We start from the raw sequence: 21,244 nt of genomic DNA, 5'->3' as shown, positions 1-21,244 counted from the left end.
CCCCCTCCGGACTGCATTGCCGTAGGGCAATGCGGCCTCCTGCCCCCTCCGGACTGCATTGCCGTAGGGCAATGCAGCCTCCTGGGCGGGACCTGTGGATGACGCAGGAGGCGGGGCGGCGATCTCCGCCAGAGTGGGCGGACCACCAGCCGCCCACCCGAAGCAGCCGCCATGCCCCATCCACCGCACGACCCGGCGCCCGCCACGCGCCGTCCGGACCTCGACCGCCTGCCGCACGACGCGCCTCCCGGCCCCCTGCGCCGGGCGCGGCTGCACCCCCTTCGTCGTCCTGACGGCAGCGTCCAGCTGGGCACCGGCCCACGGGCCACCCGTCTGCTCGGGCTGAGCGACGACGAGCTGCGGTGGCTCGCGACCCTCGACCCCGGGCGGGCGCTCACCGAGGCCGTGACGACGGCGGCGCTCGAAGGCATCGAGCCGACCCGCGCCGCCGACGTCCTCGACCGGCTCGTCGCGCTCGGGCACATCGCTCCCGCCGACACCGCCCGGCCGCCGCGGGTCGCCGTCGTCGGGGCCGGCGCACTGCCGGCCCTGCTCACCGACGTGCTCCGGCAGGGCGAGCAGGTCGACGTCACCCGGGTGCGCCCTGGAGACGCGACGAGCGTGGACCTGGCGGTCGTCGTCAGCCCCGCCCCGGCCGACCCCGCGACCATCCACCCGTGGCTGGCCGCGCGGACACCCGTCCTGCCACTGTGGTGCCAGGCCGAGCACGCGAGCATCGGCCCCGTCATCACGCCCGAGGGCCGGCCCTGCCTGCACTGCCTCGACCTGACCCGGGTCGGCGTCGACCCCGACTGGCCCTACCTGCGGGCGCAGCTCGTGCGGCCGCGGGTCGCCGGCCCCGAGCCGGCCGATGCCTCGCCCGCGGTGCGCCTGCTCGCTGCCGGCCTGACGACGGCGCTCGTCCTCGACCACCTCGCAGGGCGGGTGACGACGCCGGAGTGGTCCTTCGAGGTGGCGACGCCGGGCCCCACCCTCGAACGGCACCGCTGGCCGGCCCACCCCGGGTGCCCGGAGTGCGGTGATCCTCGCCCCCGTGCCGCGACCGACACCACGGACGAAGGGGGGTCCGCACCGGTCTCAGGGTGGGACGACACAATGGTGGGGTGAGCCAGATCCCACGCCGTGCCGCCGGCCGAGCCGCGCGGCTGGCCGCCGTCCCGATCGGCCACGCCGGGCGCAGCGCCCGAGGCGTCGGTCGACGGCTTACGGGCACGCCCGCCGACGTCGTCACCGAGGAGATCCAGCGCCGCACCGCGGAGCAGCTCTTCACCGTCCTCGGCTCGCTCAAGGGCGGCGCGATGAAGGTCGGCCAGGCCCTGTCGGTCCTCGAGGCGGCGATGCCCGAGGAGATGGTCGAGCCCTACCGCGAGATGCTCGTGCGACTGCAGGACGCCGCTCCCCCGATGTCGATCGAGCAGGTCCACGAGGTGCTGCGCCGCGACCTCGGACCCCGGTGGCGCGAGCAGGTCGACATCGAGGACGCGCCCGTCGCTGCGGCGTCGATCGGGCAGGTGCACCGGGGCGTGGCCGCCGACGGACGCGAGGTCGCGGTCAAGGTGCAGTACCCCGGTGCCGACACGGCGCTTCGCTCGGACCTGCAGCAGATCGCCCGACTGGCGCGGGTCGCGACGACCTGGATGCCCGGCGTCGACATCAAGCCGGTGACCGAGGAGCTGCTCGCCGCGGCCGATGAGGAGCTCGACTACGCCCTCGAGGCGGCCAACCAGCGCGCCTTCGCCGAGGCCTTTCGCGACGACCCGCACGTCGCCGTCCCCGATGTCGTCCTGCACACGCGGCACGTCATCGTCGGCGAGTGGCTCGCCGGCGCCCCACTCAGCCAGGTCATCCGCGAGGCCGACCAGGACGTGCGCGACCGGGTCGGCCAGCTCTACCTCGAGTTCCTCCTCGACGGCCCCGGGCGGGCCGGGCTGCTCCATGCCGACCCGCACCCGGGCAACTTCCGACTCACGCCCGACGGGCGCCTCGGCGTCATCGACTACGGCGCGGTGGCCCGGCTGCCCCATGGCATCCCGCCGGTCGTCGGGCGCCTCGTGCGCCGGGCCCTGGCCGACGACGCCCAGGGGGTCGTCGACGGGCTGCGCGCCGAGGGCTTCATCCTCCCCGGGATCGAGGTCGACGCCGACGAGGTGCTCGCCTACCTGCTCCCCTTCGTCGAGCCGCTGCGCGAGCCCGAGCACGCCTTCACCCGCGAGTGGCTGCGTGCCGCCGCGCGGGGCGTCACCGACCTGCGAGCCCCGGAGTTCGCCACGGGGCTGCGGATGAACATGCCGCGCGAGTACGCGATGATCCACCGCGTCTTCGTCGGCTCGACCGGCGTGCTGTGCCAGCTCGGCGCGACGATCCCGGCCCGCGGGTCGATGGAGCGCCTGCTGCCGGGCTTCGCCGAGGGTTAGCCCTTCGCGGCCTTCGCCTCGGCCTTCGCGGCCTTCTTGTAGTCGCGGACCTCCTGCAGCGAGGTCTCGTCGGTGACGTCGGCGACCGAGCGGCGCGACCCGTCCTCGGCGTAGGGGCCGATCGCCTCGCGCCAGCCAGCCGGTCGTACACCGAGCTGCTTGCCCAGGAGCGCGGCGAAGATGCGCGCCTTCTGGTCGCCGAAGCCGGGCAGGGCCTTCAGCCGCCCCACGATCTCGGCCGGGTCGTCGGTCGTGGTCCAGATGCGCGTGACGTCGCCGTCGTACTCGTCGCGGACGACCTCGGCGACGGCCTGGATGCGCCCGGCCATCGAACGGCCGTAGCGGTGCACGGCAGGCGGGGTGGCGCACAGGTCGGCGAACTCCTCCGGGTCCGCCGCCGCGAGCTTCGCCGGGTCGAGCGAGCCGAAGCGCTCCTTGAGCTTGGCCGGGCCGGCGAAGGCACGCTCCATCGGGAACTGCTGGTCGAGCAGCATCCCGAGCAGCAGGGCGAAGGGGTCGGAGGAGAGCAGCTCGTCGGCGGTCTCGTCCTGGGCGATGCGCAGCGTGGTGACCATGTGCACCAGAGTGCCACGCTCCTCCCTTCGCCCTCCCCACCAACGACAACAGGCCCCACCCGGGGCATCGGGTGGGGCCTGTCGGCCTCTCGGGCGGGGTCGTGATCGACGCCGCCGGTGATCGCGCTCATCGGAAGCTCAGGTGAGCGGGTCGGGGGTCCTGCCGGCGGGCGAGCAGCTCACGCCGCTCGACCTCGGGGACATAGGCCAGGGGCCGGTCCGTGGTCCGCAGCCGGGACATCTTGGGGAACTTCATCATGTCGGTACCTCCTCTCGTGATCTCGCTCAGGCGGGGATGGGGTGCTTGCGGGGGCGGCCACGCGGCCGCTTGCGGGGGATGACGCGTCCGGAGTCGAAGAGCTCTCCGCCCCAGACTCCCCAGGGCTCGCGGCGCTCGAGGGCTCCGTCGAGGCACATCTCCTGGAAGGGGCAGGACTGGCACAGGGCCTTGGCGTACTCGACGCCCGCAGGCGTCTCGGCGAACCAGATCTCCGGCTCCTCGGCCTGGCACGGCGTCAGTCGCTGTATCGGTGGGTGGGTCGTGGTCGTCACGTCGGGTTCTCCTGGTGGCGTGTGATGCGTGGTGTGGCGGGTGCTTGTGGCGGTGCCGGGACACGACGAAGGCCGCGGTTCCCGGGTGTCGGGATGCCGCGGCCTGTAGAGGAGGACCTGTGAGTCCGTCTCCTAGACGGGAGGTCCTGCAGGGCGCGGGTCCGCGACGAAGGGGGTCTTCGGCTCAGCGGCCAGGGTGCGGCCACGGTCGGTGAAGACGCCGGTGGCGCCGCCGATGCAGAGATCGGCGGACGGCACGAGGGCAGCCCAAGACTCCGGGATGAGGTTCATCGTGATGTTGTCCATGGGTCCTGCCCTCCTCTCGTCGACGCGCTCTCGGATCACACGCGTGGGTATGTCCGACTGACAACGTCCAACCTAGAGCACACCGGCCGGGTGCGCCACCGAATTAATCGCGGATCAGTCCTCGGGCTCCCCGACGGCCGCCTCGGCGACCTCGTCGGGGTCGGCTCCGCCGACGACGGCGAGCACCTGGTCGGCGTAGAGCGAGAGCTTGCGCGGACCGACACCGCTGATCGCCGACAGGTCCCGCTGGTGGGCCGGCTCGGCCTCGGCGATCGCCTCGAGGGTGGCATCGGTGAAGACGACGAAGGCGGGCACGGACGCCGCCCGGGACACCGCGAGCCGCCAGGCGCGCAGCCGCTCGAAGGTCGCCTCGTCGTAGGTGGGCGGGCAGTCGGGGCATCGGCCGGAGGCCCGCTCGGTTGCCGTGCTCAGCTCGGTGCCGCACACCTTGCACACCTTGGGCCGGGAGGGCTTCAGGGGGCCGGAGCCGCGAGCAGCCTTGGCGCGCTTGGGCGTCGAGCGTGCGCCCTCGCCGAGGATCGAGCTCGCCTGGTCGAGGAAGCGGCTGACCCGGCGGGTGCCGCGGGCCCCGGGCGTGCGAGCGCGCGCCCACGACAGGTGGAGCACCTCGCGCGCGCGGGTCACCCCGACGTACATGAGCCGCCGCTCCTCCTCGATCTCCTCCGGCCCCTCGGCCATCATGATCGGCAGCAGCCCGTCGGAGCAGCCGGCGAGGAAGACGACGTCCCACTCCAGGCCCTTGGCCGCGTGGAGGGAGGCGAGGGTCACGCCCTCGACGTCGGGGGCGTGCTGGGCGGCGATCCGCTCGTCGAGGTCGCGGACGAGATCGGGCAGCCGCGCGTCGGGCGTGGTCGAGGACAGTCGGCCGGCGAGGTCGACGAGCGCCTTGAGCGACTCCCACCGGGCCCGCACCGCACCGGAGCTCGACGGTGGGTCCTCGTGCCAGCCCATGCCACCGAGCACGTCACCGACGAAGGCCGGCAGCGGCTTGCTCCCGTCGTCGGTGCGGGCGGCGCCGCGCAGCAGGAGCACCGCCTCGCGGACCTCCTTGCGGGAGAAGAAGCGCTCGCCCCCGCGCACGAGATAGGGCACGTCGGCGTCGGCGAGCGCCGACTCGAAGGCCTCCGACTGGCCGTTGGTCCGGAAGAGGATCGCGATCTCGCGCAGCGGTCGCCCCTGGGTGACGAGCTCCTTGACCTTGCCCGCGACCCAGGCGGCCTCCGCCGGGTCGTCGTCGAGCGCCATGAGCGAAGGGGGGTTCCCCCCTTCGCGCTGCGGCACCAGCTCGACGGCACCGCCGCGACGCTGACCCTGGGCATCGGTCAGCAGGCGGTTGGCGAGGGCGAGGACGGGCGGGGTGGAGCGGTAGTTGCGCACGAGGCGCACGGTCGCCGCCCCGGGGTGCGTCGCGGTGAAGCGCAGCAGGTGCTCGGGGGTGGCGCCGGTGAAGGAGTAGATCGTCTGGGCGGGGTCGCCGACGACGCAGATGTCACCGCGGTCGCCGAGCCACAGGTCGAGCAGGCGCTGCTGGAGGGCGTTGACGTCCTGGTACTCGTCGACGACGAAGTGCCGGTACTGGTCGCGCACCGTGCGGGCGATGTCCTCGCGCTCCTCGAGGATGCCGACGGTGAGCAGCAGGACGTCCTCGAAGTCGATGACCCCGCGCTCGCCCTTGACGTCCTCGTAGGTGGCGATGAGCCGGGCCATGGCGGTGAGGTCCATGCCGGGCGCCTCGCGGCGGGCCCGGCGGGCGGCCTCGGGGTAGGTCTCGGGCGTGAGGAGCGAGACCTTGGACCACTCGATCTCGGCGGCGACGTCGCGCAGCTCACTGCGGTCGAGGCGCATGCCCATGCGGGAGGCGGCCTCGGCGACGGCCGGCACCTTGTGCGCCATGACCTCGGGCGCGGCCCCGCCGATGGCCTGCGGCCAGAAGTAGTGCAGCTGCCGCAGGGCCGCCGCGTGGAAGGTGCGCGCCTGGACCCCGACGACGCCGAGGTCGCGCAACCGCGTGCGCATCTCGCCGGCGGCGCGGGCGGTGAAGGTCACCGCGAGCACGCGCTGCGGCTGGTAGGCCCCGGAGCGCACGCCGTACGCGATGCGGTGGGTGATCGCCCGGGTCTTGCCCGTGCCGGCTCCCGCCAGCACCACCATCGGCCCACTGGGGTGGGCCGCGACCTCGCGCTGCTCGGGATCGAGGCCGGCGAGGATGTCGTCCGCGGTCTGCAGCTCGGGCGAAGGGGTCACCCCGGCACTCTCTCACCCGTCACGGACACCGCCCGCGTCGAGGGGCGGGCCCGGGGTCACACCTCGTCGAGCCGGTGCCCGAGCCAGCCCTCGATGAGCCGCGACGAGATCGACAGCCGACCCGCGGCCCGCAGGTAGCCCTCGCGCAGCTGGCTGCGGAACTCCTCGCGGGTGAACCACCGCGCCTCGGCGATCTCGTCGGGCTGCGGGGTGATGTCGGTCGTCGTGGCGCGTGCGGTGCAGCCGATCATCAGCGACGCGGGGAAGGGCCACGGCTGGTCGGCGACGAAGCGCACGTCGGTCACGGCCACCCCGGTCTCCTCCGACACCTCGCGGGCGACCGCACCGGCGATGGTCTCGCCGGGCTCGAGGAAGCCGGCGAGGACGGAGAAGCGACCCTCCGGCCAGCCGATGTTGCGGGCGAGGAGGAGCCGGTCGGCGGCGTCGGTGACGGCCATGATGACCGCCGGGTCGGTGCGCGGGTAGTGCTCGGAGCCGTCCTGAGGGCAGCGCCTGACCCACCCCGACTGGACGACCTCGGTCGCGGCGCCGCAGCGCGGGCAGCACGGGTGGCGCACGTGCCAGTTGGCCAGGCCGAGCGCCGTCGCGAAGAGACTCGCCTCCTGCGGCGGCAGCTGGGCGGCCACGGTGCGCAGGTCGGCGAAGGGGGCGGCGTCCAGGCGTTCCTCGCGCGGCACCGGCTCCGGGGGTGGCGCGGGGTGGCAGGTGGCGACGTGGGCGATGCCGTCGACGAGACCGAGGTGGACGAGCAGCCCGTCGGCGTCATCCGGCTGCGGCGGCCGCAGGTCGAGCCGACCGTCAGGACGAAGGGGGGTCTGCTCGCCCCGCAGCTCGAGGACGCGCGTGGCCGGGTCCGCGAGCAGCCGCGGCAGGAGGTCGGGGTCGGACCGCCGCACACCGTCGCGGTCGGTGTCCGAGGCGGTCATGGGCAGGTCGCGCATCGGTTCGAGGTCCACCTCGCCCACAGTAGGCCCGCCACGGATCCCTCGCGTCACGGGCGTCGCTCCCGCCCTCCGGGCCGCCGGACTCGTACGGTGGGCGGGTGACCTCTCGTGGACCGCTGACTCTCGCCGCTCTGGCCAGCGCTGCCGTGCCCGGCCTCGACCCCGACTCGGTCGAAGGAGTCGTGACGCCGGCGGTCTCCCCCTTCGACGTCGCCTTCGTCCAGGACCACGAGCACCGACGGTGGGTGGTGCGCAGCCCGCGCACGCCCGCTGCGTCCGCGCAGCTCGAGCAGTCGGCCGCGCTCCTGGCGCTGCTCGCCCGGCGGCTGACGATGCCCGTCCCGGCGGTCCGGGGCTGGGCGGCCCTGCCCGAGGGCGGACGGGCCTGCGTCACCTCCTACCTCACCGGCCGGCTCGTCGACCTCGAGTCGATCGCACCCGGGTCCCGGCTCGCCGCCGGACTGGGCCGGGCGCTCGCCCAGCTGCACAACCTCGACACCCGCGTCTACGAGGAGGCCGGTGTCCCGGTCTACGACGCGGCGTCCTACCGCACCCGTCGCCTCGCCGAGCTGGACCGCGCGGCGGCCACCGGCCGCGTGCCCACCGGGCTGCTCGCTCGCTGGGAGGGCATCCTCGACGACGCGTCGCTGTGGGGCTTCGCCGCGACGCCGACGCACGGCGCCATCGGCCCCGGCACGGTCCTGGCCACTCCCGACGACGGCGAGGAGCCTGACGTCAAGGGTCTGCTCGGCTGGGAGTCGGCCCAGGTCGCCGACCCGGCCGACGACCTCGCCCCCCTCGTCGGCGAACTGCATCCTGAGGCGCTCGACACCGTCCTCGAGGCCTATGCCCACGCCCGGGTCGAGCGCCCGGACCAGCACCTCCAGCGGCGGGCCCGGCTCGTGCACGAGATGCAGCTCGTCCGCTCGATGATGGTCGCCGTCGCCGCCGGTGACGACACGGGCGCCGAGCAGCGCGCCGCCGAGCTGCGTCGCCTCGACAAGCAGCTGGCTGCCGAGGAGGCCGCCGAGCAGTCCCGACTCCCCGAGCCGAAGGGGGAGGACCCCGCCGCGGACGAGGCCCCCGACGAGACCTCCGACGACGCGCCCGACGCGAAGGCCGGCACGACCACCACCCAGCCCGTCGCCACCGCTGCCGCGGCTCAGGCCGCCGAGTCGGACGAGGACCAGGCCGTCGAGGTCGAGCCCACCGGACCCGCGCAGCCCGTCAAGGTCGAGGCACCCGACGCCGTCGACGAGCCTTCGGACGACGGCGAGGCCCCCGAGGCCGCTGCCGACGCCGAGGACGACGCCACCGACGCGAACCTCGACACGGAAGCGACCACCGACGCGGACGCGGACACCGGCCAGGACGCGGGCGAGACCACCGACGCGGACACCGGCCAGGACGCGGGCGAGGCCACCGACGCGGGCGAGGCCACCGACGCGGCCGCGGAAGCACCGGCCGAGGCAGGCGCGCCGACCGAGGCAGGCGAGCCCGAGGAGGTCCCCGTGGCCGTGCCGCGGCAGGGCCACGGGGACCACGAGACCGCCGAGATCGTCCCGATCAACGACGAGGACGACGGCGACGACATCATCCCGGTCCTCCCCCGCCGCTGACCTGCCCCACCCCCTTCGCATTGCCCTACGGCAATGCAATCACCACGTCGCATTGCCCTACGGCAATGCAGTCACCAGGCCGCATTGCCCTACGGCAATGCAATCACCACGCCGCATTGCCCTACGGCAATGCAGTCACCCGGTCCGGCTCCACGGGAGGGGCCTGACCGTGACCCACCGTACGGAGCAACGGCGTAGGCACGCCCGCGCCCCGACACCCCGCCCACCAGGGCGGCGGCACCGCGGCGGTCAGGCGACGACCTCCCCGAGGAGCCGCACGACCTCGTCCTCGTCGAGCAGGCGAGGGCGGGTGGTCTCGCCGGTCGCGGCGTGGAAGAAGGCCCCCCGGACGCGGGCGGGGTCGAGCCCGCGCCACCGCGCGTAGGCGATCCGGTAGGCCGACAGCTGGACCGCGCGGACCTGCGCCTCGTCGCCCCGGGGCGGGCGGCCGGTCTTCCAGTCGACGACGGTCACGCCACCGTCGTCGTCGGCGAAGACCGCGTCGACGCGGCCGCGCACGGCGTGCTCCCCGATGACGGTCTCGAGGGAGAGCTCGACCTCGAGGGGCACCCGCTCGGCCCACTCGCTCGCCAGGAAGTGCTCCTGCATCGTGGCCAGGTCGGCGTCACCGAGCGATTCGTCGGCGCTGCCGGGCATCTCGAGCAGGTCGACCAGCCCCGCGTCGGCGTAGTGCTGCTCGACCCACGCGTGGAAGGCCGTGCCCCGCCGCCCGGCCACCTGCGGCGGCTGCGGCATCGGGCGTCGCAGGTCGAGGGCGAAGGCCCCGGCGTCACGCGCCAGCGAGACGAGCTGCGAGGTCGACAGGTGCGCGGGCAGCTCGACCTCGACGTCCTCGTCTCGGGCGCGACGGCGCTGCTCCCGCTCCCGCAGGAGCAGCCGCATCGTCGCGTCGATCTCGTCGGGCTCGGCACCGGCGTCGCCGCCTCCCCCGGCACCGTCAGCCGCCACGGCGCCCGCCGCCCCGTCACCGCCAGCCGTCCCGGCACGCGCGGCCATCGCCGCCGCCGCGGCCTCCAGCACAGGGCGCTCCGGCGCCGGCTCACCGCCGGGCCAGACCACCTGCCGGCCGACCTCGAGGGCGGGGTTGGTCGCCTCCTTGGTCTCGGGCATGTCCGCCCAGCCGAGCACCTCGACCGGCCCGGCCGCGAGCGCCTCGTCGAGGAAGCGTGACTGCAGCCGCGGCTGCTGCCCCGTCGCCCCCCAGACCCACGAGCCGAGGAGCAGCTGGCTGCGTGCGCGGGTGAAGGCGACATAGGCCAGGCGCCGCTCCTCGAGCAGCCCGTGCTCGCCGTTGTCGGCCCGGTAGCGCCCCAGCTCCTCCTGCAGAGGCTTGGTCTCGGCCAGGGACAGGTCGAGGTGCGGCAGGCCTTCGCGGTCGCCGCGCAGCGGGAAGGGCACGCCGTCGAGCCCGGTGATCCATCCCGAGTCGTTGACCTGGCCGACGACCCACTGCCCGTCCTTGAGCGACGCGCGTGACAGGTGCGTCGGGAAGACGCCCTCCGTCAGCCCCGGTACGGCCACGACGTCCCACTCCAGCCCCTTGGCCGCGTGGCAGGTGAGGATCTGCACGGCGTCCTTGGTCGGCTCGACGACCGGCTTCTCCAGCCCACGCTCCTGCTCGACCGCCGCCTCGATCCAGTCGATGAACCCGCCGAGCGTCGGACGGTCGGCGCTCGAGGCGAACTGCGCCGCCACATCGGCGAAGGCGTCGAGGTGCGCCCGCGCGGCTCCCGGGGACCAGCCGGGGCGCGCGAGCACCTCGACGTCGACCCCGAGCTCGCGCTCGGCCTCCCCGACGAGGTCGGGCAGGGGCACGCCGGCCTGCCGCCGCAGCCGCGCGACCATCGCCCCGATGTGCTGCAGCCGGCGCAGCGCGCTGCCGCTGATCGTCTGCCCGCCGTCCCCGGTCCACCCGGGCTCGGGCAGCCGGTCCAGCGCGTCGACGATCGTCACCGTGTCGTCGGGCCCGGGCGGCGGCGCGTCGTCGCCGAGCTCGGCCCGCGCCTCGCGCGCGAGGTGTCGCGCCCAGGTGCCGAGACCGTCGAGGTCGGCCGGCCCGAGGAGCCCCGGCGGCCCGGTGAGCAGCCGCATGAGCCGGTCGCCGCGCGAGGGGTCCTGCACGACCGTGAGCAGCGAGATGACGTCGGCGACCTCGGGCGTGAGCAGCAGCCCGCCGAGCCCCACGACCTCGTGCGGGATGTTGCGTGCCGCGAGCGCCTCGGCCACGAGGGTGAACTGGCTGCGCTTGCGGCACAGCACCGCCGCCGTGCGCCGCCCGTCGCCGCGCCGGGTCGCGATCCACTCGGCGACCTGTGCCGCCTCGTCGTGGGCGGTCTCGACCCGCAGCGCCTGCACCTGCCCCTGCCCGGCCCCGGGGCGAGGACGAAGGGGGGTCACCGGCACACCGCTCACGGCGCCCAGCGGTCCGGCCACGGCATTGGCGACGGCGAGGATCGACTCGTCGTTGCGCCAGCTCGTCGACAGGTGCTTGACGGGGGCGGCCTCGCCGGCGGTGGCGAAGGACCGCGGGAAGGTCGCCAGCGTCGTCGCGCTCGCCCCGCGCCAGGCGTAGATCGACTGGTGCGGGTCGCCGACGGCCGTGACCGCGGCCGGGGCCTGCCCGGCGGGGGCGAAGAGCTCGCGCATGAGGACCAGCTGCGCCTCGGAGGTGTCCTGGAACTCGTCGAGCAGCACGACCCGGAAGCGGTCGCGCTCGGCCTGCCCGAGGTCGGGGAAGCGCGTCGCCAGGGCGGCCGCGCGCGCCATCTGGTCGGAGAAGTCCATGACCGACCGCTCGCGCTTGACCTCGCGGTAGCGCTCGACGATCGGCAGCACGAGACGCTGCTGCGCCATGGGTGTCATGACCTTGCCGCGGAAGTCCTTGGTGAAGTCCTTGCCGGCGGCGGCCACGCCCTCGAGGTGCGCGAGGGTCCGCCGGGCGAAGTCGTCGACCTCGGCCGGCGAGCGCAGGTGCTCGGCGAGCTCGCCCGCGAGCGAGACGACGGCATTGGTCACCGTCGACTCGGTCTTGTCGATGTCGGCCATCGGCCCGTCCCAGGCGACGACGACCTCGTGCGCGAGCTGCCAGGTGGCGGCCTCGGAGAGCAGGCGGCTGTCCTTTTCGTAGCCCAGGCGCAGGGCGCCCTCACGGACGAGGCGACCGGCGTAGGCGTGGTAGGTCGAGATCGTCGGGGTGCCACCGAGTCCGTCGGCGTCGGGCTCCTGCGGCGGCGACCACACCCCCGCCGACTCGAGCGTCGCCAGACGTCGACCGACCCGCTCGGCGAGCTCGCCGGCCGCCTTGCGGGTGAAGGTCAGACCGAGGACCTGCTCGGGGGTGACGAGGTCGTTGGCCACGAGCCACACGACGCGCGCGGTCATCGTCTCGGTCTTGCCCGAGCCGGCGCCGGCGACGACGAGCAGCGGCTCGAGCGGTGCCTCGATGATCTCGCGCTGCTCGTCGGTCGGCGGGTGCTCCTGACCGAGGGCACGGGCCAGGTCGACGGCGGAGATGCGGGGCGGGTGGCTCATCGCAGTCGGCCTCCTTCTTCGTGGGCGGGGCAGGACGAGCGGACCGGGCAGATGCGGCACCGGTTGTCCTCGGGCCGGGCGACGAAGGTCGCCGCGGCCATGCCGTCGGCCGTGTCGGTGATCAGGTCGTGGAAGTGGCGCGGCTCGTCGCTGTCGGCGATCGGCTGCTGCTCCTGCACGGCGTTGCGGGAGGTGCGGGCCCGCCCGAGGTGGACGAGCGCCGCACCGGCGCCCTCGCGCCCATGCTCGCCGAAGCCGCCCTCGGCGATGGCCACCTGGTAGGAGCCGAGCTGCGGGTGCTCGACGAGCTCGGCGGCCGTGGGCGCGGACGCCCCGGTCTTGTAGTCGATGACCCGCAACCGCCCCTGCTCGTCGACCTCGAGCCGGTCGACGCTGCCGCCGAGCACCGCGCGCCCGAGCTCGACCCGGAAGCCCGCCTCGGTCGCGACCGGGCGCCACCCCTCGGCCCGGGCCCGCTGGTGGTACTCGGCCAGCCAGTGCACCATCTGACGGGCCCGCTCGAGCTTCTGGTCGGTCACCCACCCCGGGGCCATCCCCAGTTCGGGCCACCTCCGCTCGAGCTCCGCGAGGAAGGCCGCCTCCCCCGCGTCACCGAGCTCGTGGGCGATGTCGTGGACGAGCGTGCCGACCTCCTGCGAGACGCTGCTCGGACCGTCTCCGCCCGACGACTGCAGCAGCCACCGCAGCGAGCACTCGCCGAAGAGCGCCACCCGCGAGGGGCTGACGCGGACCGGGTCGTCGGGGCCGCGCAGCGCCCGGGTGTCGCTGAGGTCGCGCAGGGCCCACCACGTCGACGGCGCCGCCCCGGGCACGCCGGCCGCGGCGAGGTGCGCCAGGCCGGCGACCGCGCGGGCCACGACCCCGGAGTCGGTGCTCGCGAGCCGCTGCCGCAGCACGGCGACGAGCCCGGTGAGGTCGAGCGGCGCCGGCACGTCGGTCGGCTCGCGCCGGCTGCCGTCGTCGTCGCGCGGGTCGACGACGTCGAGGTAGACCGAGGGCTGCTCGTCCTCGGCCGCGACGGCCGTGACGACGACCCGCTCGGTGGCGCGGGTGAGCGCGACGTGGAAGAGCCGCGTCTCGTCGTGGCGCACCGCGGTCGCCGCACCGGCACCCGTGCGGTCGCGACCGGTGACGACGTCGACGAGCCGCTCAGAGCCCAGCAGCGAGCCGCGCAGCCGCAGGTCGGGCCACACGCCCTCCTGCACCCCGGCGACGACGACGGTGTGCCACTCGCGTCCGGCGGCGGTCTGCGGGGTGACGAGGGAGACCGCGTCGGCGTCGGGGCTGCGGGCCGCCAGCGAGTCGGCGGCGACGGCCTGCCCGGCGACCGCGTCGAGGAAGGCGTCGGGCCCGGACGCGGGCAGGGCGTCCTGGTGGGCGGCGGCGGCGTCGAAGAGCGCGACGACCGCGTCAAGGGCACGGTCGGCCCGGGCACCCGCCGAGCCACCGGCGAGCGCCGTTGAGCGCCAGGCGTCGGCGACCTCGAGCGCCTGCCACAGCTCCCACAGGACCGACTCGGCGGACACGCCCGGGGCCCAGCCGGTCTCGGTCGTGGTGGCTGCCGCCCGCCCCGCCGCGAGGGCCACAGCCAGACGACGAAGGGGGCCCACGTCGTCACCCAAATGGACCAGCCGCTCGGGGTCGAGGACGACCTCACCGAGCAGCTCGTCGCTCGTGCGCACGCCCCCGGCGACGAGCTCCTCGTGGCGCAGCACCCGCCGCAGCCGACGGACCGCCACGGTGTCGGCGCCGATCACCGGGCTGGTCAGCAGGTCGAGCACGTCGGGGGCCTCGAGCACGTCGACGCGGCCGCGCGCGAGGTCGACGACCGCGGTGAGCAGCTGCAGCAGCGGCCGGGCCGCCGGCTCGTCGCGCACCGGCACCCGGTGGGCGTCACCCTGCACGGGCACCCCGCGCGCGGCGAGCACCCGGCGCAGCGTCGCCTGCCTGGCCGAGCCGCGCACGACGACCGCCAGCTGCCGCCACGGGACACCGCCGAGCAGGTGCGCGGCGCGCAGCTCGTGGGCGACGAAGGCCGCCTCCTGCGCGCTCGAGTGGAGCACGTGGGCCTCGACGACGCCGCCGTCGACCGCGGGTGCCGCCCCGCGCTGCACGCCACCCCCGAGCGCGGCGATCTTGGGCGTCACCCGCGCCGCCGCGGCGTGCACGGCCGCGGGCAGCCGGTGGCCCCGCGTGAGGACGTGGGTCTCCTCCTCGCGCCCGGGCCACGGGTCGACGAGGTGGTGCGGGTCGGCCCCGCGGAAGCCCTGGACGGTCGCGTCGGGGTCGCCGACGAGGACGAGGTCGACGCCGCTGCCGGTGAGCACGCGCAGCAGCCGGGCCGCGGGCGCGGTGAGCTCGTGGGCGTCGTCGACGACGACGACGCGCAGCCCGGACCGCACCCGGTCGCGGGCCTCGGGGTCGTCCTCGAGCAGCTCGGCCGCGGCCGCGAGCACCCACGCCGGGTCGAAGGCCCCCGGCCGCGACAGCGCGGTCACCTCGTCGTACTCGCGGGCAACCTGCGCGGCGGCGACCCACTCGGGCCGCCCGTGCTCGCGCCCGAGGGTCGCCAGGTGGTCGGGCGAGACGCCGTGCTCGATGGCCCGCATGAGCAGGTCGCGCAGCTCCTCGCGGAACCCGCGGGTGGGCAGCGCCTCGGCGAGGTCGTCGGGCCACGCCGGCCCGCCGCCGGACTCGCGGTGGCCGGCGAGCAGCTCGCCGAGGACGAGGTCCTGGTCGGCGCCGGAGAGCAGGCGCGGCGCCGGCTGGCCGAGGAGCGCCGCCTGCTGCCGCAGCACCGCGAAGCCGAGCGACTGCATCGTGCGGGCCATCGGCTCGGTCGTCGCCCCGGTGAGGCCGGCGGTCACGGCATCGCGTGCCTCGGCGGCGGCGAGCCGGGTCGCGGCGACGAGCAGCACCTCGTCGGGCCGGCACTCCCCCCGCCGCACCCGGTCGAGGACCGCGGCCACGGCCACCGTGCTCTTGCCGGTGCCGGGGGCGCCGAGCACCCGCACGAGGTCGGCCCGGGAGGCGATGGCGCGCGCCTGCTCCTCGTCATGACGAAGGGGGGCGCCCGCCCCCTTCGTCACGGGTCGCCGCAAGTGCACGCTCGCCAGGTCCTCAACCACGACGCCATCCCATCACCTCGACCCGACAGCCTCCCCGGCGCACGAGCCGTCACTACCGCGCAGTAGGATCCTGTGACCCACCACACGGTGGGCCACTCATCTCGGAGGAACCATGAGCTCCCACGCGACCGGCACCCGCGTCCAGCGGATGCCCCGCGCCCAGCGACGGGCCCAGCTGCTCGGCGCGGCGCTGACCGTCTTCGTCTCCAAGGGCTACCACGCGGCCGCGATGGAGGACATCGCCGACGAGGCCGGGGTGTCCAAGCCGGTGCTCTACCAGCACTTCCCGGGCAAGCTCGACCTCTACCTCGCCCTCCTCGACAACCAGTGCGACCACCTCGAGACGCTCGTGCTCGAGGCGCTCAACTCCAGCGAGGACCACGAGGAGCGCGTCTACGCGACCGTCCGCGCCTTCTTCACCTTCGTCGCCGACGAGGGCGGCGCCTTCCGCCTGATCTACGAGTCGGACCTGACCAACGAGCCCCAGGTGCGCCACCGCATCGACGCCCTCGAGGCCCAGCTCGGCGAGGCGATCGCCCAGCGGATCATCCAGGACACCACGCTGCCGCTCGAGCTGGCCGAGATGCTCGGCCTGGCGATGTCCGGCGCGGCGCAGGTCATGGCCCGCACCTGGCTGGCGCACGGCACGCAGTTCCCGCTGGAGGTCGCGGCGCAGGCCGCGGGTCACCTCGCCTGGCGCGGCATCGGCTCCTTCCCCGTCAACCGCATGGGCGACCCCGACCGTGGCACGTCCGGGCAGGAGTGACACGATGAGCGCGAGTCACAGCACCGACAACCAAGGAGTGACCGTGGAGGTCAAGATCGGGATCCAGAACGTCGCCCGCGAGGTCGTCCTCGAGGCGAGCGGCTCCGAGGCGGAGATCGAGGCCGCCGTGCAGGCCGCGCTCGACGGTGGCGCCCTCGTGCTCACCGACGACAAGGGCCGCCGCGTCATGGTCCCCGCCGGCGCGCTCGGCTACGTCGAGGTCGGCGAGCCGAGCCGTGGTCGGGTGGGCTTCGGCGCCTGATCGCCGGGGCCACCGCACCCAAATCGTCACTTCCTGAGATTCGCCCCACCCGTCTCAGGAGTCTATGTTGGTCACGGAGCCCGCACGGGCTACCTGAGCGCGTCCGCTCACCCCTGTCGGGCGCAAGAAGGAGTGATTGCTGTGCTGTGGACCATCATCGTCACCGTCATCTTCGGTGCCATCATCGGCGCCCTCGCCCGCCTCGTGCTGCCGGGCAAGCAGAGCATCTCGACGCTCGTCACCGTCATCCTGGGCATCCTCGGAGCGCTCATCGGGTCCTGGGCCTACACGGCGCTGTCGGGCAACGAGACGACCAGCGGGATCGACTGGATCGCCCTGATCCTCGGCGTCATCGCCGCCGCGGTCCTGATCGTCGTCTACGGCATGGTCGTCGGCCGCAAGCAGGTCTGACGCACCACAGCGAAGGGGGGTCCCGCCGACTCGGCGGGACCCCCCTTCGTCATGTCGTGGGGCTGCGGACGGTGACGGCAGGCGCCTCAGGCCGACATGCCGAGGCGGGCCATCCGCTGCTGGTGCCGGTCGGTGAGCCGCTGCATGAGCTCGCCGACCTCCTCGAGGGTGGCGCCGGGCCGGTCGTGGCTCAGACCGAGGACGAGCTCGCTGAGGGCCTCGCGCTGGGCGGCGACGACCTGACCCTGGGTGAGGGCCTCGCCCATGAGCCGTCGGCCCCACAGCGCGAGCGGGCCACCGCGGCGCGGGTCTGCCTTGATGCCGCGGCGCACCGCGGCGACGATCGTGTCGCGGTCGGCCTGCAGGCCACCGGTCTGCTCGATGACCGCCCGGGCCGAGGGGTCGACGTAGCGCGAGATCTCGACGAAGAAGTCACGCGCGATGCCGTCACCGATGTAGGCCTTGACCATGCCCTCGAGCAGGTCCCGCGGTCGGGTGCGCGCGTGGTAGGCCTCGAAGGCGTCCTCGAAGGGCGCCATCGCGGCGACCGGGTCGCCGCCGAGGGCGACGATGTGATCGCACAGCTGCTCGTGACTCTGGAACTCGCGCACCGCCATGCTCGCCAGCGCCCGCTTGAGGACGAGGTCACGGGCCATCTCGGAGTCCGCCGCCATCCGGGTGAAGCCGGAGATCGAGCCGTAGGCGATGACCCCGAGGAGCTCGATCGTCCCCTCGCGCTCGCGGTCGCCGAGCTCGGGCACGGACGAAGGGGGAACCTGCTCGCTCATGGTCGCAGCCTAGTGGCGCACCGGCCTCGTTTCGGCTCCGGGAGGGGGTCGCGGGTAGCATGACGACGACCAGCGGTGCCCGGTCGGCATCCTTTGCCCCGGACGAGACGTCCGGCGCGGTCGCCCCACGTGGCGGCAGACCGCTTGACTCACCTCCGATCGGCCCGTGCCATCCACGGCGCGCGATGCGTCGTCCACGCTGATCGAGAGATTCCATGACCGACACCGACACGACCGTGCCCGCGTCCGACGCCGAGCGCGAGGCCGTCCAGGCCACGCCCGACGTCGAGGGCACCGCGCCCGAGGCGGCGCAGCAGACCTTCGGCGACTTCGACGTCCACCCCGACATCGTCGACGCGCTCGCCGACGCGGGGATCATCCACCCCTTCCCCATCCAGGCGATGACCCTGCCCGTCGCCCTCGCGGGCCACGACATCATCGGCCAGGCCAAGACCGGCACGGGCAAGACGCTCGGCTTCGGCGTCCCGATGCTCAACCGGATCGACCTCGAGTCCGACGACACCCGCCCGCAGGCCCTCGCGGTCGCCCCGACCCGTGAGCTGGCCAGCCAGGTCGCCGCCGACCTCGAGCGCGCCGGCAAGCGTCTGGGCATCAAGGTGCTCACCGTCTACGGTGGTCGCGCCTACGAGCCGCAGATCGAGGCGCTGAAGAAGGGCGTCCACGTCGTCGTCGGCACCCCCGGTCGCCTCATCGACCTGGCCCAGCAGCGCCACCTCGACCTGTCGGGCACCAAGACGGTCGTCCTCGACGAGGCCGACGAGATGCTCGACCTGGGCTTCCTGCCCGACGTCGAGAAGATCATGGCGATGACCTCCCCGGCCCGCCACACGATGCTCTTCTCCGCGACGATGCCCGGCGCGATCGTCGCCCTGGCCCGTCGCTACATGACCCAGCCGACGCACATCCGCGCAATGAGCGAGGACGGCGAGGGTGACAGCCACACCGTCAAGGCGATCGAGCAGTTCGTCTACCGCGCGCACGCGATGGACAAGGTCGAGATGCTCGCCCGCATCCTGCAGGCCAAGGACCGCGGCCTGACGATCATCTTCTCGCGCACCAAGCGCACCGCCGCCAAGGTCGCCGACGAGCTCACCGACCGGGGCTTCGCCGCGGCGTCGATCCACGGTGACCTCGGCCAGGGCGCCCGCGAGCAGGCGCTGCGTGCCTTCCGCAATGGCAAGGTCGACGTCCTCGTCGCCACCGACGTCGCCGCGCGCGGCATCGACGTCACCGACGTCACCCACGTCATCAACTACCAGTGCCCCGACGACGAGAAGACCTACGTCCACCGCATCGGCCGCACCGGCCGCGCGGGCAACACGGGCATCGCCGTCACCTTCGTCGACTGGGACGACGAGACCAAGTGGGCGATGATCAACCGCGCCCTCGACCTGGGCATCCCCGAGGCCGTCGAGACCTACTCCTCGAGCCCGCACCTCTTCACCGACCTCGACATCCCCGAGGGCACCAAGGGCCGCCTCCCCCGCGGGCAGCGCACCCGCGAGGGCCTCGACGCCGAGCGCCTCGAGGACCTCGGCGAGACCGGCAAGTCCGGCGGTCGTCGCTCCGGCGGCGGACGCGGTGGCTCCGGCGGCCGCGGCAACGACGGTGGCCGTGGTGGCGAGCGCTCCGGCCAGACCGAGGCGAAGGGGGACGGCGAGTCCCGTCCCCGTCGTCGCCGCAACCGCCGCCGCACCCGCGGTGGCCAGTCGCAGGCCTCGGGCTCGGAGAGCTGAGCGCTCCTCCCTTCGTCCCACGCGTCTCCCGATTCTCGGGTGACCCGAAAAACTGCCCCTTCGCAAGAGTTTCAAACCCTTGCGGAGGGGCAGTTTCCCTTGCCCAGCGCGAAGGGGGCCCGCCTCCCGGCTCCCTTCGGCCCGGCGAACTAGGCTGCCTCGGGTGCGTGACCCCCGAAGCCTCGCCCGCGGCGCCGCCCGCCGGGCCTACGCGACCCTGCAGCGCCTGCGTCCCCGCCCGACGGCCTCCGACGGGAGCAGCGCGGCAGAGGTCACCGCGCGGCTCGCGGCACTGACCGAGCAGCGCGACCACGCCAGCGCCGTCGACCTCGTCCGTCGCGAGGTCGACGCGCTGGGCCGGGACTCCGGCTTCCTCGACCAGGCCCGCCGCAGCGCCTCGCGGGCCGGCGAGCCGAGCCTGCAGGCCGAGGTGACCCGCGCCCAGCTCGCCGTGACCCCCCGCCTCGCCGGCCCGGCCCGCACCAGGCTGGCCGCGGCGCTCGACCAGGTCGAGGGACGACTGCGCGAGACCGACCCGACGTGGTCCCCTTCGCTCGACCCCGCCGCGGTCCGCGCCGCCCGCACGCGCCAGGAGCGCACCGCACCCGGCGGCGGCCGCCGCGTCGTCCACCTGCTGAAGATCGCCCTGCCCCACCGGCAGTCCGGCTACTCGGTGCGCACCCGCTACAACCTCGCCGCCCAGGTGCAGGCCGGCATGGACCCGGTGGCGATCACGGCGCTCGACTTCCCCGGCGGCGACGCCCCGGAGGTCGAGGAGGTCCACGGCATCCGCCACCGGCACCTGCTGCGCGAGCACGTGCCCGGCGACGAGCGGGTCGACAGCCACCTCGACGCCTACGCGAGCGCCCTGCTGCCGGCCGTGGCCGAGGAGGCCCCCGACCTGCTCCACGTACACTCCGGCGGCCGCGGCTACGAGGCGGCCCTCGTCGGGCGCGCCGTCGCCGACGCCCTCGACATCCCATGGGTCTACGAGGTCCGCGGCTTCTTCGAGGCGATCTGGAGCCAAGACCTCGATCGGGCCGAGTCCGCCGAGACCTACCGTCGTCGGCGCGACACCGACACCCGGTGCATGCAGGCCGCCGATGCGGTCATCACCCTCAGCGAGTCGATGCGCTCGGACATCATCGGTCGCGGTGTGCCCGCCGACCGGGTCCACGTCGTGCCCAACGGCGTCGACGCCCAGGCCTTCGCGCCGCGCCCCCGACGCGACGACCTCGTCGACGCCTACGGCCTGCGCGACCGCTTCGTCTTCGGCTACGTCTCCAACCTCGACCACTACCGCGAGGGGCAGGAGCTGCTCGTCGACGCCGCCGTCGCCCTGCGTGAGCGCGGCGTCGACGCGGTCGCGCTCATCGTCGGCGACGGCACCCGACGCGCCGAGCTCGAGGCCCACGCGGAGGCCGTCGGCGCCGGCGACGCGGTGGTCTTCACCGGCCGGGTCCCCCACGACGAGGTCCTCGACCACTACGCCCTCATCGACGTCTTCGTCGTCCCCCGCGTCGACGAGCAGGCGGCCCGCCTCGTCACGCCGCTCAAGCCCTTCGAGGCGATGGCCACGGGTCTGCCCGTGCTCGTCTCCGACCTGCCGGCCCTCACCGAGATCACCGGCGAGGGCGCGTGGGGAGAGTCCTTCGCCGCGGGTGACGCCGTCGCCCTGACCGACGCGCTCGAGCGACTGGCCGGCGACCCGGAGCGCCGGGCCGAGCTCGCGGCCGCCGGGCGGGCCTGGGTCGAGACCGAGCGCTCGTGGGCGGCCAACGGCCAGCGCTATGCCGACGTGTACGAGCAGGTGCTCGGCGCCCGCGCCTGGCCCCGGTGACC

General features: G+C 74.4%; 17 protein-coding genes. 8 read left to right on the top strand and 9 right to left on the bottom strand.

Features of this window, described 5'->3' with window-relative positions; translation table 11 throughout:
• Positions 1–171 precede the first annotated feature (171 nt).
• Together B9B60_RS05175 and B9B60_RS05170 are read left to right on the top strand one after the other, a co-directional pair.
• On the top strand, positions 172–1,128 hold the full coding sequence (locus tag B9B60_RS05175) for a TOMM precursor leader peptide-binding protein (RefSeq protein ID WP_084450124.1): 957 nt from the start codon (positions 172–174) through the stop codon (positions 1,126–1,128).
• The gene (locus B9B60_RS05170) at positions 1,125–2,435 is read left to right on the top strand and encodes an ABC1 kinase family protein (RefSeq protein WP_084450123.1); all 1,311 of its coding nucleotides are present in this window, start codon (positions 1,125–1,127) and stop codon (positions 2,433–2,435) included. The genes B9B60_RS05175 and B9B60_RS05170 overlap by 4 nt, the downstream gene beginning before the upstream one ends.
• Here B9B60_RS05170 and B9B60_RS05165 read toward each other — a convergent pair.
• From B9B60_RS05165 to nudC, 6 genes are all read right to left on the bottom strand, one after another.
• A complete protein-coding gene (locus B9B60_RS05165) occupies positions 2,432–3,010 on the bottom strand; it encodes an HhH-GPD-type base excision DNA repair protein (RefSeq protein ID WP_084450122.1) in 579 nt (192 codons plus the stop codon). The genes B9B60_RS05170 and B9B60_RS05165 overlap by 4 nt on opposite strands.
• 127 nt (positions 3,011–3,137) lie before the next feature.
• Positions 3,138–3,269 carry a hypothetical protein gene (locus tag B9B60_RS17670; RefSeq protein WP_268766697.1) on the bottom strand — a complete coding sequence of 44 codons (132 nt, stop codon included), beginning with the start codon at positions 3,267–3,269 and terminating at the stop codon, positions 3,138–3,140.
• Between the two features lie 26 nt (positions 3,270–3,295).
• Positions 3,296–3,562, bottom strand: a complete 267-nt coding sequence (locus B9B60_RS05160; RefSeq protein ID WP_084450121.1) for a WhiB family transcriptional regulator — start codon at positions 3,560–3,562, stop codon at positions 3,296–3,298.
• Positions 3,563–3,694: 132 nt separating this feature from the next.
• Positions 3,695–3,868: a hypothetical protein gene (locus B9B60_RS17110; RefSeq protein ID WP_159451153.1), complete on the bottom strand. Its 174-nt coding sequence runs from the start codon at positions 3,866–3,868 to the stop codon at positions 3,695–3,697.
• A gap of 114 nt (positions 3,869–3,982) precedes the next feature.
• The gene (locus tag B9B60_RS05155) at positions 3,983–6,133 is read right to left on the bottom strand and encodes an ATP-dependent DNA helicase UvrD2 (protein WP_084450120.1); all 2,151 of its coding nucleotides are present in this window, start codon (positions 6,131–6,133) and stop codon (positions 3,983–3,985) included.
• Positions 6,134–6,189: 56 nt separating this feature from the next.
• Positions 6,190–7,110: an NAD(+) diphosphatase gene (gene nudC / locus B9B60_RS05150; protein ID WP_084450160.1), complete on the bottom strand. Its 921-nt coding sequence runs from the start codon at positions 7,108–7,110 to the stop codon at positions 6,190–6,192.
• 86 nt (positions 7,111–7,196) lie between these two features.
• On the opposite strand from nudC, the gene B9B60_RS16815 reads away from it, so the two are divergent.
• Positions 7,197–8,717 (top strand): phosphotransferase, encoded by a 1,521-nt coding sequence (locus B9B60_RS16815; RefSeq protein WP_143445437.1) that lies wholly within the window; start codon positions 7,197–7,199, stop codon positions 8,715–8,717.
• Positions 8,718–8,966: 249 nt separating this feature from the next.
• Here B9B60_RS16815 and B9B60_RS05140 read toward each other — a convergent pair whose 3' ends face one another.
• Both B9B60_RS05140 and B9B60_RS05135 read right to left on the bottom strand, forming a co-directional pair.
• The gene (locus tag B9B60_RS05140) at positions 8,967–12,269 is read right to left on the bottom strand and encodes an ATP-dependent helicase (protein WP_084450119.1); all 3,303 of its coding nucleotides are present in this window, start codon (positions 12,267–12,269) and stop codon (positions 8,967–8,969) included.
• Complete coding sequence (locus B9B60_RS05135) at positions 12,266–15,418, bottom strand: ATP-dependent helicase (RefSeq protein ID WP_234993744.1); 3,153 nt, start codon at positions 15,416–15,418, stop codon at positions 12,266–12,268. The genes B9B60_RS05140 and B9B60_RS05135 overlap by 4 nt, the downstream gene beginning before the upstream one ends.
• A 112-nt stretch (positions 15,419–15,530) precedes the next feature.
• Here B9B60_RS05135 and B9B60_RS05130 point away from each other — a divergent pair, with 112 nt between their 5' ends.
• The 3 genes from B9B60_RS05130 to B9B60_RS05120 all read left to right on the top strand — a co-directional run bounded on the left by B9B60_RS05130 (position 15,531) and on the right by B9B60_RS05120 (position 16,857).
• Positions 15,531–16,184, top strand: coding sequence for a TetR/AcrR family transcriptional regulator (locus B9B60_RS05130; RefSeq protein WP_084450118.1), 654 nt, complete (start codon positions 15,531–15,533; stop codon positions 16,182–16,184).
• A gap of 43 nt (positions 16,185–16,227) precedes the next feature.
• A complete protein-coding gene (locus B9B60_RS05125; RefSeq protein ID WP_072623903.1) occupies positions 16,228–16,446 on the top strand; it encodes a DUF3107 domain-containing protein in 219 nt (72 codons plus the stop codon).
• 141 nt (positions 16,447–16,587) lie between these two features.
• Positions 16,588–16,857, top strand: coding sequence for a GlsB/YeaQ/YmgE family stress response membrane protein (locus B9B60_RS05120; RefSeq protein ID WP_327078569.1), 270 nt, complete (start codon positions 16,588–16,590; stop codon positions 16,855–16,857).
• Between the two features lie 86 nt (positions 16,858–16,943).
• Here the strand turns inward: B9B60_RS05120 and B9B60_RS05115 are convergent, their stop codons facing one another.
• Positions 16,944–17,645, bottom strand: coding sequence for a ferritin-like fold-containing protein (locus B9B60_RS05115; protein WP_084450117.1), 702 nt, complete (start codon positions 17,643–17,645; stop codon positions 16,944–16,946).
• A 215-nt stretch (positions 17,646–17,860) separates the two neighbouring features.
• On the opposite strand from B9B60_RS05115, the gene B9B60_RS05110 reads away from it, so the two are divergent.
• Complete coding sequence (locus tag B9B60_RS05110; protein ID WP_084450116.1) at positions 17,861–19,402, top strand: DEAD/DEAH box helicase; 1,542 nt, start codon at positions 17,861–17,863, stop codon at positions 19,400–19,402.
• A 163-nt stretch (positions 19,403–19,565) separates the two neighbouring features.
• Positions 19,566–21,242 (top strand): glycosyltransferase family 4 protein, encoded by a 1,677-nt coding sequence (locus B9B60_RS05105; RefSeq protein ID WP_143445436.1) that lies wholly within the window; start codon positions 19,566–19,568, stop codon positions 21,240–21,242.
• Positions 21,243–21,244: the final 2 nt, after the last annotated feature.

This window comes from Janibacter indicus, from assembly GCF_900176385.1.
GTDB lineage: Bacteria > Actinomycetota > Actinomycetes > Actinomycetales > Dermatophilaceae > Janibacter > Janibacter indicus.
Note: the sequence above shows the minus strand (reverse complement) of the source record. Positions and strands in the feature narration are given on the sequence as shown.

What these genes read in the sequence shown, in the direction of transcription:
- B9B60_RS05110 (WP_084450116.1), top strand. Translation starts at nt 17,861, where the DNA reads ATGACCGACACCGACACGACCGTGCCCGCGTCCGACGCCGAGCGCGAG.
- B9B60_RS05140 (WP_084450119.1), bottom strand. Translation starts at nt 12,269, where the DNA reads ATGAGCCACCCGCCCCGCATCTCCGCCGTCGACCTGGCCCGTGCCCTC.
- B9B60_RS05130 (WP_084450118.1), top strand. Translation starts at nt 15,531, where the DNA reads ATGAGCTCCCACGCGACCGGCACCCGCGTCCAGCGGATGCCCCGCGCC.
- B9B60_RS05165 (WP_084450122.1), bottom strand. Translation starts at nt 3,010, where the DNA reads ATGGTCACCACGCTGCGCATCGCCCAGGACGAGACCGCCGACGAGCTG.
- B9B60_RS05115 (WP_084450117.1), bottom strand. Translation starts at nt 17,645, where the DNA reads ATGAGCGAGCAGGTTCCCCCTTCGTCCGTGCCCGAGCTCGGCGACCGC.
- B9B60_RS17110 (WP_159451153.1), bottom strand. Translation starts at nt 3,868, where the DNA reads ATGGACAACATCACGATGAACCTCATCCCGGAGTCTTGGGCTGCCCTC.
- B9B60_RS05175 (WP_084450124.1), top strand. Translation starts at nt 172, where the DNA reads ATGCCCCATCCACCGCACGACCCGGCGCCCGCCACGCGCCGTCCGGAC.
- B9B60_RS17670 (WP_268766697.1), bottom strand. Translation starts at nt 3,269, where the DNA reads ATGATGAAGTTCCCCAAGATGTCCCGGCTGCGGACCACGGACCGGCCC.